The organism is Bacillus sp. AFS040349 (assembly GCF_002577655.1).
In the GTDB taxonomy this organism is placed as follows: Bacteria; Bacillota; Bacilli; order Bacillales; family Bacillaceae; genus Metabacillus.
The window spans coordinates 55,566-70,545 of the sequence record NZ_NUMC01000010.1 but is presented as its reverse complement, the minus strand read 5'-3'; the positions used below and the strand labels follow the sequence as shown (position 1 = coordinate 70,545).

Genomic DNA, 14,980 nt, shown 5'->3' with positions numbered 1-14,980 from the left:
AACATATTTTGCTATAATAGGTTTATTAAATAACACCTAATTAAATAGATTATCAACCTATTTCAACCCAAAGACAGAAGGATGATGTAGATGAGGAAAGAGCTTGTATTGTTAGCAGGAACAACTGAAACAAAGAAAACACTAAGAAGTCAGTTGAAATCTATTTTTGGTGATGTTGTTACCATTCACAGCTATGCAGTTGAGGAGCATTTACCGAAAACGTTAACTGATCAACTAATTATTTATTCCTCTTACCTAATTGAGGAGGAAGTGAAAGAGATTGTTAGAACAAACTGTAAAGTTATTGTGGCAAATCGAACCATAAATTATGAATATATTGATCAATTATTATCAATACCTGAAGGTGTAAATGTGCTTTATGTTAATGATTTTCTTGAAACCGCACAAGACTCAATCCGGACATTAAAGGCATTAGGAATGAATCATGTGAACTATTTTCCTTATCATCCAGAAAACGAGCATGTCCCATCAAACATTTATGCAGCCATCACACCAGGCGAGATGGAGTTAATCCCTGCACATATACATAGAAAGATGAATATAGGTGTGAGATTGATTGATATTTATACGATTTTTAAAATTGTAGAGCATTTTCAACTCCCAAACTCTATTAGTATGGAGTTTGCAGACCGATACACAAAGAAAATTATTGATTTAACCAAAAAGCTATCAAATGAAAGCCAAAAAGCTTCTACCTTAAATCGTTATTTAAAGCGTGTTGTTGACGGGGTAAATGATGGGATTCTAGCTTTTGGGAAGGATGGAAAAATTACCGTTTTTAATGAAGAACTAGAAAGACTATTAGGCATTTCATCAAGATTTGCGATTGGAAAGCCGTTAAATAGAGTGTTAAATGATCTTGCCTTAATGCGCTTTTTGTCACGAAAAGATGAGGAATCAAACGAGTATTTTACTATAAAGCAAACACCGTATATGGTTCATCGCTTTTTTATGAAAGCTGAAAACACGATTGTTGCTACCTTTAAAAATGTTGATGAAACGATTGATATGGAAAAAGCAAGACGTGTTGCTTTGCAAAAGAAAGGATACGTTTCGAAATACACATTTGCTTCTATTTTAGGAAAAAGCAGATTAATAGAGGAAACAAAGGAAATTGCCTTTCGATTAGCTAAAACAGAGGCACCCATTTTAATAGTTGGGGAAAATGGGACAGGCAAGGAACTGTTTGCACATGCCATTCATCAAGCCTCATCAAGAGTCAACAATCCATTCGTTGCAATCAATTTCAGTGCCCTTCCAGAGGATTTATTAGAAAGTGAGCTGTTTGGATACGAAGATGGCGCCTTTACTGGTGCAAAAAAGGGAGGGAAGAAAGGATTGTTTGAGCAAGCGGACGGTGGCACAATCTTTCTAGATGAAATTGGTGATATCAGTGTGAAGCTTCAAGCAAGATTACTTCGAGTTTTACAAGAGATGGAAGTGAGGAAAATTGGAGGAGAAAAAAACATCCCAATCAATGTGCGTGTCATTGCGGCAACGAATAAAAACTTACCTGACATGATAGAAAACGGACAATTCAGGGAAGATCTTTATCATCGTCTTAAAGTATTATATTTGAAGATTCCTCCACTTAGAGATCGCATTGATGATATCCCCTTTTTCATTCAAGCGTTTTTAGAGCAGTTTAGTGTGAACGAACAACAGAGAATATTGGATGAACATTTGTTGTATTTTTTTAAAAAGCAGCCCTGGAAAGGAAATGTACGAGAGCTAAAGAATGTTTTGCAATATATGGTGGCTGTTGCAAATGGTGAACCTTTGAGAGAGGAGCATTTGCCGACAGACTTTTCCTTTGAGGAAAAAGAGAAAGACGAAGTAAGAATTCTTAATCCTGAGCTAGAATTTGTTCTTAAAGGAATATATGAGCTTTATCAAAATAACAGTGGGATAAGTCGGTTGAAATTAGTCGAGTGGTCCAGGCTTCATTCCCATCCTTTAACGGAACAACAACTACGAACAAAAATGAGTAAGCTTGCTGAACTTGGATTTATTAGCATAGGGCGCGGACGTGCAGGAACAGATATTACACAAAAAACCGTATTCTACTTTAGAAATCAATGATAAAAAGGGGCATTCCTAAGTGAAGGAAATTGCCCCTTTTAACAGTTACGCTCTTTTCTCAAATAGCTTACATATTTCAATTATGGTTTCAGTTGCTTTCACCATATTATCAACCGAGATAAATTCGAACTTCCCGTGGAAATTTTCACCGCCAGTGAACACATTCGGGGTTGGTAATCCCATATAGGATAGCTGTGAGCCATCTGTTCCGCCGCGGATCGGTTCAACGACAGGTGTGATACCAAGGTTCTCCATTGCCTCATGGGCCACATCAACAATATACTTCACAGGTTCAATTTTATCTTTCATATTATAATATTGATCATTGAGCTCTAAAACAATGGAATCCTGTCCATATACAGATTGAAATTCGTCTACAAGCTTAGTGATTGTTTGTTTTCTTGCTTCAAACTTCTGCTTATCATGATCACGGATAATATAATGAACATATGTATTCTCAACATCACCTTGTAAGCCGATAAGGTGATAAAATCCTTCATATCCTTCTGTAAACTCAGGAGCTTCCATTGCAGGTAGCTTGCTTTGAAAGGCCAATGCTATTTTAGCGGAGTTTACCATCTTGCCCTTTGCAGTTCCAGGGTGAACGTTATTCCCTTTAAATGTAATTTTTGCTGCAGCTGCATTAAAGCTTTCGTATTGAAGCTCACCTAAAGGACCACCATCGATTGTGTAGGCAAAGTCAGCATTGAAAGCCGCAACATCAAATTTATGAGGACCCCTCCCGATTTCTTCATCAGGTGTAAAGGCTACGCGTATTTTGCCATGTTTGATTTCAGGATGGTTAATCAGATAGGCCATGCTCGTCATAATTTCTGCAATACCTGCTTTGTTATCTGCACCTAATAAAGTTGTTCCATCTGTTGTGATAAGTGTATGACCTTCGTAGTTATTAAGGTTTGGAAATTGTGATGCAGATAAAATCACATTTAGCTCTTTATTTAGAACAATATCTTTTCCATCGTAGCTTGAGATAAGCTGTGGATTTACATTTTTGCCAGTGAAATCTGTTGCTGTATCTATATGTGCGAGAAACCCGATGGTAGGCACCTCTTTATTTGTATTTGCAGGAAGCGTTGCCATCACATAGCCGTTATCATCCATTGTGACATCCTGCATACCAATTTCCTTCAGTTCTTCTACTAGCTGCTTGCCAAGTGTAATTTGACCAGGTGTGGATGGACATGTATCATTGTTTTCGTTTGATTGTGTATCAACTTTTACATAGCTTGTAAATCTTTCAATGATTTCATTTTTCATCATCATTACACTCCTTACTGTGAGATAGATTTATCTTATCATGTTAAGGAATGAAGAGGAAAATTTAGAGAATATAAAAAAGAGGATTGTAAAAGTGATGCCTCTGTTTTAAATGCAAGGCATCTTTCACAAAATCCTCTTTATTGAGCATTACTTATGCAACTTTACCTAGGTAACGTAAATTCTGCTGTTCTGCCTTTAAATGCTTTTTCACCGTTTTCAGCATAAAAAGGACCAAATTCCATAACAAACTTTTTATATAAACCAAATTCATCTTTTCTAAATAAGAAAACATGGAGTTTTTCCCCAGTTTCCCCAGCAGCAATTGTGGCTGGGTCACGTGGTTCAGCCATTCCCTGACTAAGGACTCTAACTCGGTTATCGTCAACATTTAAAATAGTCCCTAAATTGTTGATACTAACTGGTGTGGTTGATCCGTTATCAATTTTCACTTTAACAGTTAGGGCAGCAACACCACTGTCTCCAAAATCACTAAACATTTCTTTATTTGCTTCGGTTGGAATAACTTCTGTGTACTGTACCCCTTCAACCGTAACATTCACATCACCGATTTTTTTGCTATCATTTATATTCGATTTTTCAAAAATCATTTTCTTATCAGCCCAGTTATCTGATGTTAAACGATCTTGATAGAACTGTGGTTGAGAAGCTGTTGTCTCTGCTTGTTCATCATTGTAGATGAAATCATATGACGGTGAATTTCCTGAAATGCTTCCGCTAAAATCCGAGTTCTCTGCTACTCCGCCTTCTATTACGTATTTAGGCTTAACTGATTTTAACTTTTCAAAATCTTCATTAGTCATTTTAAAAGTTAATAGACCTGTTACTTTTTCTCCTGCTTCGAATAAGGAGATGTCATTTTTGTTCTTTTTAATCTTAAAAATCTGTTGATCTTCTGGTACAAATGCTTTCCAGTCAGAAGGTATGTAATCTAAATCATTGCTTAACTGAATTCGATGAGAATTGTTATAATACATAGGTTTATCTGTTCCATTTTCTATAGTCACTTTAGCTGTCACAACATATCCATCAACTTGATCATCAAAATAGATGGTTGAATATTCATTGACGTCAGTAACTTTTACAAGTTGATATTCATCAACAGAAACTTTAAAGCCTTCCATATCATGAGTATATTGAGGATCTTTATTTGTATAGAGAATTTCCACATTCCCTTCAGAATCTTCAGCAATAAATGGATTTAATGTTTCGTTATCGCCTTGTGGTTGTTCTTCGGCATCTTTTTCTTCAGTTTCAGTTGTTACTTCTTCATTAGCTGTTTGTGTTTCCTCAGCTTGAGCAGGAGCTTCTTCTTGCTTTGTTCCAGAGGCTTCTTCGTCATTTCCACATGCAGTTAGAAGAAGTGTGCTGAAAAACAATGTAGAAAATAAAAATTTGGATTTTTTCACATTTTCACAACCTTTATCAATTTTTTCCCACAGTTATCTATTATAATAGAATTCTTATAAAAAACCCTTTTATTTACATAAATTATTAAAAATGGTAATTAAGGTCTGAAGAGGGAATTATCTATAGAGATAAAGTCATGTTTAATAGGTGGTGTATGCCCTTTCAACTATCTTTGTGAAAATGTGATCATTTGTTCCTGGTTCTTTTGTTATGGGTTTTCGAGATGTGTTTATTTATTTCTAGCTGTCTATAATACAATAACAAGTGCGAATTGGTTTTTTTCATTCAACATGGTACAACATAAATAAGAGAAATTGCAGGAAGGACAACTTTATATGAATTTTGAACAAACAATTGAACCATTTATTACAACGGACGACCTTATTCTTCAGGAGTTTGTTGCTCATACTCTTCATGATTATCCTACAAACAAATCCCGTAAATGGACAAAGAGATTACTTCTTGAAGCTATAAATAAGCCTATAAAGGCAATGTCTATCTTATCGTTTCTTAAGGTCAATCCTAATGATGAAGACCTGGTAAATCTTTTAATTGAGGCAAGACAAGATGCTACTGATCAAATTCGTTATACCTATGAACGATTATTAATAGAGTTTCATCCTCGGATAGCCTTAAAGCATCAAGAAAGATTAACAAATCTTTTTCAAAAAGAAGATTGGCGTGTTTATGAAGTACTGGAGAACGGAACAGAAGAGGATGTATGGGAGGAATATTTTAAAGCTCTAACTGCATTGAATGCTGAACAAGACTTGAATTATTTCTTGTATCAAAGATTAAAGAAAATTGCTTATTCCCTTTTTGAAAAGAAATACATAACAGAAGAACAGGTATTAAGTGTTTTCGCCCAAAATCTTCAGGAGGATTGGTTTGATTATAATGGCTATATAGCTGTTTATTTACTGGGATTAATGAAAATGGATCAGCATGCCGATCTTCTTGCGTCTCTATTAACTAGAGACGACGATATATTAATAGAGGAAACAGCAGAAGCGCTTATCTCGTTTCAAACAGATAAGGTTGTAGAAGCCACAAAGCCTTATTTATTACATGAAGATTCCCTGATTTTTGCAGCATCTGTTATTGAAAACATAAAAACAGAAGCTGCAGTAGAAGCATTACGTGATGTTTATCATCAATTAGAAGGAAATGATGTACAGGGAGTGATCTTCGAGGCACTTGTTCATCAGCTTTCAGTTAAAGCACAAGGTGAGATTGAAGAATATGTTAGCAAAGCAGAAACAACGATACTGATCGATAAGGACCAGCTTGCGTATAGTTATTTTAACATTGTTGGAATCGAGCATCCTCGGCTTGAGGAATGGAAGAGTGCGATTGAGGGAAGGTAAGCGGAAAAAGGGATCGGAATAGCACTGATCCCTTATATTGTAGCTCCCCTTACGGCATTCTCACCTGAGGTTTACTACATCCACATGCTTAAAGTCCTTCACTTGAAACAAGCCCATGTCTGTTAATTTTAATTTCGGAATTACAGGCAGTGCTAAAAACGATAGAGTTAAAAATGGGTTGAAGTTGCCTGTAAAGCCAATATTCATTAAAGCTGCATCAATTTCTTTTAGCATCTTATTTACATCTTTAAAAGATGAGGCTGTCATTAAGCCTGAAATTTCTAACGGTAAGGAAGCAATCACATCATTTTCGTTAATGACAACCAGACCACCGCCCATTGCTTTTAATTCATAAATGGCTTTAAGTAGATCTTGATCATTTGTTCCTAGAGCAATAATATTATGAGAATCATGTGCAACAGTCGAAGCAATTGCCCCACTTTTAAGGCCAAATCCTTTGACAATTCCTAATCCGATGTTTCCAGTTGCTGCATGTCTTTCAACAACTGCCATCTTTAGATGATCTAGTTTAATAGATGGTTGAAAATAGCCATTTTTTGAGTTGATTTCTTCAACAATATGGTTTGTAATGATTTTATTTGGAACGATCTCAATTATGTTAGCGGAAGTTCCTTGTGAACATGAAATTTGCAGATCATCCATTTTAATCTCTTGAATATGAACGGTGTTTGTTAAAGAATCTGAGATGGATGGAGTTGTTTCACTATACTCTGAACAAACAAAACGTCCATTTTCAGCCATAAGCTTGCCTTTTAAAAAGACTTTTTCAATCTTCACATCTTCTAAACTATCTAAAAACACAAGATCAGCATCATAGCCTGGAGCAATAGCGCCTTTTGATGGTAAGCCAAAGCATTCTGCTGCGTTGATGGTGGCCATTTGGTAGGCAAGAATTGGATCTAGTCCTCCTTTAATGGAAAGAGAAATATTGTAATCAATGCTTCCTTCAGCAATTAAATCATCTAAATGCTTATCATCGGTTACAAAGAGACAGCGTCGTGCATTTCTGTCGGTAATAACAGGCAATAAAGCTGAAACATCTCTTGCAGCAGATCCTTCTCTAAGCATAACGTACATGCCTCTTTTCAAACGGTCACGTGCTTCCTCTGGTGTGACACATTCATGGTCCGTTTTAATTCCCGCAGATGCATAAACATTTATGACATCTCCAGATAGACCAGCAGCATGACCGTCTATTTTTTTACCGAGTTTATTGGCTGTTGTGAGCTTTTTCATCATACCCTTCTCTTGATGAAAAACAGAAGGGAAATCCATAACCTCTGCAAGCCCTAAAACACGTTCTTCTTTGTAAAAAGGCTCTAAATCTTCGGCAGTAAGTGAGGCACCTGCATGTTCAAACGGTGTAGCTGGTACACAGGAAGGAAGCATAAAATAGGTGTTTAAAGGGATATCTTTTGCTGAATCAATCATAAATTGAATGCCTTTTGAACCACTAACATTGGCTATTTCATGGGGATCGGCAATGACTGTTGTGACACCGTGTGGAATGACAACTTGAGAAAATTGTTGAGGAGTTACCATTGCGGATTCAATGTGAACATGACCATCAATAAAACCTGGTGAAATATATTTTCCCGTGGCATCGATGGTTGTGTTTCCTTCATAATGACCAACTCCAACGATAACACCATCTGTAATGGCGATGTCTTCTTCGATGATTTCACCATTAAATACATCTATTATTTTCCCGTTTTTAATGACAACATCTGCTTTTACTTTCTTTGCAGAAGCAGCTAATCTTTGAGTGAAGTATTCCATAGATGTGATCTCTCCTTTCGTTTATTAAAAAAATTTAGAAAAAAACCGCAAGAAAAAAGGATAAACTTTTCTTTGCGGCAGTAATCCGATACTAGTATCTCTTATTATTAGTGAATGATAAGTTAAAACAAATTTTAAAACATCTAACATTTAATGTCAACAATTTTAACATTAGTAATCAACCACTCTATTTCTCTTTCGCTTTTGATTTCGAAGAATAGGTTCAAACCCACCAGACCCAAGCACAACACCGAAAATGATGAAAATAAATCCAATCATTTGCGGAAGTGTAATAACTTCTCCTAAAAATATGGATGCACCAACTAATGCAAAAAATGGATTAAGATTAATGAAAACAGCTGACTCAGCTGGCCCTACTTTTCCAACGGCATAATTGTAGATCATATGTCCAACAGATGTTGCTAAAAATGCTGAAGCGAAGAAGACAATCCATATAGAAAGTGATCTTTCAGTCATGCTCTCGAGACCAGCAGGCTCAATAATAAGGCTGATGATAAAGAGTAAAATTGAGCCAATGAAAAGCATATAACCTGTCATCAGGCGTGGATCTAATGTTGACGATACCTTCTTAATCATAATAAAACTAACGGCCTGAACAAAAATAGACAGAAATACATGAACATCGCCAAGAGAAATACCTTCCAAACTATCTCCATTTTGAAACACAATGAATGAAATTCCGATAAATCCAAGAATAATTCCACAAAAGCGAAGGATCGTAATTTTGTTTCGTAAAAATAAAAATGCTAGAATCGTCGTTAAGATTGGCCCAGTTCCTAATATTAATCCCCCATTAGAAGCTGAGGTTTCCTTTAAACCAATCGACAGAAAATAATGATGTCCAACAACATTAAATAAGGAACAGATGATAATGTACTGCCATTCTTTTTTGGTAGGTTTTCTTACAAGCTTTAAAGAAAATAAAATGACAAACACACCAACAGCTGCTGTAAAAATGCGAAAAGCTGTCATTGTAACAGGCATAAAGCTTGTAACAAGAAGCTTTGTTGCAATAACATTGAATCCCCAAAAAATCATCACAACAAATAGCGATATATAAATTTGATATTGATGCTTATTAACCAAGCAGTACCCTTCTTTCTTTATATGTAGACAATCTCTACAAATCTATTGCTCTAAGCAGCAACATAAACATTATATTTAAAAAAGAAAGAAGTAAATACTAAATTCGTCCAACATATTAAGATTTTTACAAAAAGGGCAAAAAAAACACCCTCATTAAAGGAGGATGGTATTCGACAAACTTCGGGTGGTGCCTGTCACTACAACAAGTAACTTCGCACTCCCTTGTTGTCACGCAAGAACACCCCGAGATTATTTTTTGTTTCAATCATTGAACCATTATCTAAGGAGTAGTAAGTAATTTTTTCTTTCCATAATAATGATTCTGGTGTATCAGATGTATCCTTCAACTTCTTCACAGTTCCGTTTTTCATACGGTACCGCTTCAAGGCAGGTTCTTTCTTTCGGATATCATTCAACCAAATGATAAGCTTCAATAAGTTTCCACCAAGCATTTCAAAACTTTCATTCTTCATCGGGCTGCTCGTAAATTGATAAATAGAAAGATTTTCACCCTTCATTACAAGATCAGCTTTTGCTCGAAAAGCATAATGAACATCTCCTGATAAAATTACACACTCACTTGGCTTCCATTTTATCAATTGCTCCAGAAAAGAATAAAAGCCGTTAAGGTTATATTTCCAGGCTTCAAAATCTAGTTTGTATTGAACCGGTATTCCCAATGATCGAAACGGATAAATGTTTTTCTTTAAAAATGACTCTATACTATCAACCCCATAAAGAGGAGTAGCTGAAGTAATTTGTAGCGAGTCCCCTTGTTGCCATGAGCTTTCCTTGATTACCGTATCTAGGAGCTCCCATCCCCTTGAGCCAATTAATATAGAAGGTTTAGAAAGAGTTCTATCATTGCTTTGAAAAGTCTCGTATTCTCGTAGAGTTCGAGTATCGAGACAAAGTGTCATCGGGTTTGTCGGAGCGATAAAATGCCACCCTTCAAAGTCAAGAATCGTGTTTACCCAACGATGATAAGAAGGTGTATTGATCGAAGTTAATTTTAAGTATTGCTCGATATCATGGATAAACGAGGAATCAAAGCTATTCGGATTGTTTCCCCAACCTTGAAAGGCCCAGTATGCCGTTAAACCACTAGCAATCGTATGCTTTCCAAGTGGAGCTCCATAGACTTGTTCTTTCCAATCAGCTGTAATATTCCAATCGTCTGTTACATCATGATCGTCAAATATCATATATGTTGGAACATTCGCTAACACTCTTCTCACCTTTGAAAGACCAGACTGAAAATAATGGACATCTTCAATTTGTTCAAGAAATTGATGTTGAAGCTCATCTTTTTCTTTAGGGTAAAAAGAGTCTATTTTATATAAGTCTTCAAATGCATTTGGGCCATTTGACTCTATCAAGGCATTCCAAAGCGCAGAGCTCCAGTTTAATAAGTACATTGCTGCATACTCCCCAAAGGTAAGCAAATGGTTTTCAGCATGAGATGACGTGAACTTACAGAGATCTTCTGCGATCGATTGCCGGCCGTTAATTTTATTTAAAAGGTGTTGATAGGGTGCCTTATTTAATTTTGGTTCAACCTCAATTAGGTTTTCGTCATCACCAATCAATTCCTGCTTAATTTTCTGAATATACGGTACGAGTGGACCCGCTATATCATCCGCATAGATTTGATCACCAAGCATGAAAAGTGAACTTGGTCTTAATGTAAGATCTTGATCATGTTTTTTTATTAAATCATCTGCTTTGGCTAAAGTGTCTTCCCCTTTACCATGGGGCTTTCTGCAGGACCCATACAGAATGGTTGAATGTTTATTAGTGTTAATAAAAAACGTAGGATAGTCAAACCCATCATACACAAGTGATTCTGGATGATCTGAAGACAAGAGCTGCAGACTGCTTAAATCATATTGCTCTAATCCTTTTTTAAAGAATAAGTTATATCCTAAAAATTGATTAATAGGAAACTCACCTCGTGTTGGCATTAACTTAATGAGATGAATATATAGATGTTTTCCTAAACGAACGGTATTTGTTTTAGTTTTTATGGAAATAGGTTGATTTTTTGAACCTTGTGTTTGCATCTCATATAATCCAGCATTTATTGAATAATCCTTGCTTGTAGCAAGCCAAATAAACACCTGTGAACTTTCCACTCTACGAAGGATAGGACCGGACAGAATAACAGGAAGCTTCATCATTGCCAGTCACCTCTAACTAGGTATTTTTATTACTTTATTCAAGAAAGAGTACATTTGTGAGGCAGGTTGCGTTCGACAAACTTCGGGGGAGTGACAGTGCTCCGGCCTCGAGTTTTTCTAAAAACACCGGGAAGAAGGTGATGGAGACCAAAGTGGTGAGTTGGGGCAAGTGAAACAGTCTTCATAGGGGTGATGAAGACCAAAGTGGTGAGTGGAGGCAAGTGAAATGGTGTTCATAGGGGTGATGAAGACCAAAGTGGTGAGTAAAAGAAAGTAAAACGGTCTTCATAAGGGTGATGAAGACGGAAGTGGTGAATATAAGCAAGTGAAATGGTCTTCATAGGATCGATGAAGACCAAGATGATGAGAATAAGCGAGTAAAATGGTCTTCATAGCTGCTGCACCACCCCAAAATTCCTCGAAAAATTCCGTGAAGTGACAGGCACCACCCCCTTGCCTATTTCCGCCAACTTCTTTAAACTCAAACTAGATATCTTAAGGATGGGGTGAAGGAAAGGTGAGCGTTGACCAAAACCAAACCTTTGATATTATCGATGTTTGCTTGTTAGCCGGGAAAATCATGCTTCGTAGCGGGGCTGAAACGTACCGGGTGGAAGATACAATGATGAGAATAGCAGCAGCTTATGGGATAAAGGAAACTCATAGCTATGTCACGCCAACAGGAATCATTTTTTCTGTAAGCAGTAAAACCCCCACACAGCTTGTGAGAATTGTTGATCGTTCTACCGATTTGCAAAAGGTTGCAAAAGTAAATGGTGTTTCGAGACAAATAAGCAACGGGGAATTGTCTGTTGAAGAGGCATATTCTCACTTAAAAGAAATTGAGCTGGATGCTCATGCCTACCCGATTTGGGTGCAAATTGGGGCAGCTTCCATTGCAAGTGGATGCTTTTTAATTATGTTTCAAGGTGGCTGGACTGACTTTCTTCCAGCAGTCATTGCGGGCGGAATTGGATTTTCAAGCTTAATCTATCTTCATCGATTAGTCGAAATAAAGTTCTTTGCTGAATTTTTAGCATCACTTATCATAGGTCTACTATCTGTTTTATTTGTCACACTTAATATCGGTGCTGAGCTGGATAAGATTATCATTGGTTCTGTTATGCCGTTAGTACCTGGTTTGCTCATTACGAACGCAGTGAGAGACCTCATGGCAGGTCATTTAGTATCAGGAATATCTAAGGGAGCAGAAGCCTTTTTAACCGCATTTGCCATTGGAGCAGGTGTTGCGGTTGTTTTCTCGTTTTATTAACTTTTTCTGGATAGTTAGGTAGCTTTCTTAATAAGGAGGGCTTTAATTATGATCGAACAGATTATTACAAGCTTTATCGCATCAGCAGCATTCGGAATCATCTTTAATGCACCAGTAAAAACATTATTTCGATGTGGTTTCGCCGGAATGGTTGGCTGGATGATTTATATCGGGTTATTCGAGTATTCTAATGACAGTGTTTTTGCTTCTTTAATTGCCTCTTTTGTTATTGCAATTATTAGTCAATACTATGCGAAGAAGCATAAAACGCCTGTTATTATTTTTAACGTGTCTGGAATTATACCGTTAGTGCCTGGTGGACTAGCGTATGATGCGATGAGGCAGGTCGTGGAAAATGACTATAATGCTGCGATACCACTTGCAGCAAAGGCCTTTATGATTTCTGGTGCAATTGCAATAGGATTGGTTTTATCAGAGGTGATGAATCAGATCATTCGAAAGGCAAAGCAGAAACGAAATCATGAATTTATGAAATCATAGAGTAAAAAAGTGATTTAAACCTTAATAATTTTGACGGACTAATGTATAATGTTTTAATCACTAATAGAGAGGTATATACAATGAATGCATTTATAAAAAATCAAATTGAACATTTTCAGGACAAAAACCAAAATCGTGGTCGTTTATTAGTTAGCTGTCCGGACCAACCTGGTATTGTTTCAGCTATTTCAAAATTTTTATTTGAACACAATGCTAATATTATTGAGTCAAGTCAGTATTCTACAAATCCAGAGGGCGGAACTTTTTTCATTCGCATTGAATTTGAATGTCCAAACTTAAAAGATAAAGCACAAAGGATGGAAGTAGAGTTCAATCAAATTGCAGAACAATTTTCAATGGACTGGAACTTCACACATGTATACAATTTGAAAAAAGTGGCGATTTTCGTCTCAAAAGAATTGCACTGCTTACTTGAACTTCTTTGGGAATGGCAAAGCGGCGACTTAATGGCAGATATCTCGCTTGTCGTTAGTAACCATGAAGAAGCAAGAGAAGTCGTTGAATCACTAAATATCCCGTTCTACTACATCCCTGCAAACAAAGATATTCGTGAGCAAGTAGAAGATCAACAGCTTCAGCTTTTAAAAGAACATGATATTGACTTAATTATTTTGGCGCGCTATATGCAAATTTTAACGCCGAAGTTTGTATCAGCAAATCCGAACAAAATTATTAACATCCACCATTCCTTCTTACCAGCTTTCGTTGGTGCAAGACCATATGAAAGAGCATACGGACGTGGTGTGAAGTTAATCGGAGCAACGTCTCATTATGTAACAAATGACCTTGATGAAGGCCCAATTATTGAACAAGATATTAGCCGTGTTGATCATCGTGATAATGTGGACAGCTTGAAAAAAATCGGTCGTAACGTTGAACGAAGTGTGTTAGCAAGAGCAGTAAAATGGCATCTTGAAGATCGTATTCTTGTGCATGAAAACAAAACAATTGTCTTTTAATAAATTCTAAAAGTGGCTCAAGGAAAATATCTTCCCTGAGTCACTTTTTTATTGTGCATTCAACTGCTGATGATACAATAATAGCAACTTATCTTTTTAGCGGAGGGATACGATGAAACGATTAACTGGCAAAACAATTGCTCTTGCAGGTCAGCGTAAATCAGAGGAGCTTAGTAAGCTAGTAGAGAACCTTGGTGGCGTTGCACTAAGTAGACCAGCACAGGGAACAGTTTTTTTAGATGATACAAATGTTGAAAAAGAAATAAAGGCCTTAATAGACGGGAATTTCAACTGGTTGATTTTTACAACGGGAATTGGAACGGATAAACTCTACCAAACTGCTGTAAACATGGGGTTAGGTGATCGATTTATTGAGGCACTTAATAGTGCGAAAATTGCGGCAAGAGGCTATAAAACAGTGAATGTTCTTAAAAAGCTTGGAATACAACCAGATGTAAGGGATGATGATGGAAGTACAGCTGGATTAGTGAGAGAGTTAAGAGCACATTCATTTTCAGGTTTAAGTGTTGCTCTTCAGCTACATGGTGATCCGGCACCGATATTAATTGACTTTCTAAAGGAACAAGGTGCAGAATATCGTGAAATTTTACCTTATCAGCATATCCCGCCAAAGCCTGAAGTGATGGAGCAGCTTGTAAGTGAAATACTTGATGGAAAAATAGATGCTGTTAACTTTACAAGTACTCCTCAAGCTAGGTTTTTAATGGCTCATGCAAAGGAAAAAGGTGTAGAAAAGGAAGTTTTACAAGCATTTTCTACGACTGTTATGGCAGTATCTGTTGGAAAAGTAACAGCTCAAGCATTACGTGAGGTTGGCATTACAAGAATGGTTGTTCCTGAGGAAGAAAGAATGGGAAGTGCAATCATTGCTCTTGTAAACTATTATAAGCAAGAGGAAGAGAATAAGTAAGAAAGAGCGAATCGGTTGATTCGCTCTTT

Annotated in this window: 11 protein-coding genes; 6 read left to right on the top strand and 5 right to left on the bottom strand. The window is 36.7% G+C overall.

Annotation, left to right across the window (positions count from 1 at the left end):
• Window positions 1–90: 90 nt before the first annotated feature.
• Window positions 91–2,103 carry a sigma-54 interaction domain-containing protein gene (locus COD11_RS02665; RefSeq protein WP_098795208.1) on the top strand — a complete coding sequence of 671 codons (2,013 nt, stop codon included), beginning with the start codon at window positions 91–93 and terminating at the stop codon, window positions 2,101–2,103.
• Between the two features lie 45 nt (window positions 2,104–2,148).
• On the opposite strand, the gene pepT is transcribed toward COD11_RS02665, so the two are convergent.
• Both pepT and COD11_RS02655 read right to left on the bottom strand, forming a co-directional pair.
• Complete coding sequence (gene pepT, locus COD11_RS02660) at window positions 2,149–3,381, bottom strand: peptidase T (RefSeq protein ID WP_098795240.1); 1,233 nt, start codon at window positions 3,379–3,381, stop codon at window positions 2,149–2,151.
• 164 nt (window positions 3,382–3,545) lie between these two features.
• Window positions 3,546–4,811, bottom strand: coding sequence for a DUF5068 domain-containing protein (locus COD11_RS02655; RefSeq protein ID WP_255301520.1), 1,266 nt, complete (start codon window positions 4,809–4,811; stop codon window positions 3,546–3,548).
• A 336-nt stretch (window positions 4,812–5,147) separates the two neighbouring features.
• Between COD11_RS02655 and COD11_RS02650 the strand changes: the two genes are divergently transcribed.
• Window positions 5,148–6,179 (top strand): HEAT repeat domain-containing protein, encoded by a 1,032-nt coding sequence (locus COD11_RS02650; RefSeq protein WP_098795207.1) that lies wholly within the window; start codon window positions 5,148–5,150, stop codon window positions 6,177–6,179.
• Window positions 6,180–6,239: 60 nt separating this feature from the next.
• Here COD11_RS02650 and ade read toward each other — a convergent pair whose 3' ends face one another.
• The 3 genes from ade to COD11_RS02635 all read right to left on the bottom strand — a co-directional run bounded on the left by ade (window position 6,240) and on the right by COD11_RS02635 (window position 11,266).
• Window positions 6,240–7,979: an adenine deaminase gene (gene ade, locus COD11_RS02645; RefSeq protein WP_098795206.1), complete on the bottom strand. Its 1,740-nt coding sequence runs from the start codon at window positions 7,977–7,979 to the stop codon at window positions 6,240–6,242.
• Between the two features lie 171 nt (window positions 7,980–8,150).
• On the bottom strand, window positions 8,151–9,086 hold the full coding sequence (locus COD11_RS02640; protein WP_231308684.1) for a DMT family transporter: 936 nt from the start codon (window positions 9,084–9,086) through the stop codon (window positions 8,151–8,153).
• Between the two features lie 197 nt (window positions 9,087–9,283).
• Entirely contained in the window at window positions 9,284–11,266 is a 1,983-nt protein-coding gene (locus tag COD11_RS02635; protein ID WP_141549640.1) for a metallophosphoesterase family protein, read from the bottom strand.
• Window positions 11,267–11,783: 517 nt separating this feature from the next.
• On the opposite strand from COD11_RS02635, the gene COD11_RS02630 reads away from it, so the two are divergent.
• The 4 genes from COD11_RS02630 to COD11_RS02615 all read left to right on the top strand — a co-directional run bounded on the left by COD11_RS02630 (window position 11,784) and on the right by COD11_RS02615 (window position 14,951).
• A complete protein-coding gene (locus tag COD11_RS02630; protein ID WP_098795204.1) occupies window positions 11,784–12,539 on the top strand; it encodes a threonine/serine exporter family protein in 756 nt (251 codons plus the stop codon).
• 48 nt (window positions 12,540–12,587) lie between these two features.
• Window positions 12,588–13,040: a threonine/serine exporter family protein gene (locus COD11_RS02625; protein ID WP_098795203.1), complete on the top strand. Its 453-nt coding sequence runs from the start codon at window positions 12,588–12,590 to the stop codon at window positions 13,038–13,040.
• Between the two features lie 80 nt (window positions 13,041–13,120).
• Window positions 13,121–14,020, top strand: coding sequence for a formyltetrahydrofolate deformylase (purU, locus tag COD11_RS02620; protein WP_098795202.1), 900 nt, complete (start codon window positions 13,121–13,123; stop codon window positions 14,018–14,020).
• A 112-nt stretch (window positions 14,021–14,132) separates the two neighbouring features.
• On the top strand, window positions 14,133–14,951 hold the full coding sequence (locus COD11_RS02615; protein WP_098795201.1) for a uroporphyrinogen-III synthase: 819 nt from the start codon (window positions 14,133–14,135) through the stop codon (window positions 14,949–14,951).
• Window positions 14,952–14,980 lie beyond the last annotated feature (29 nt).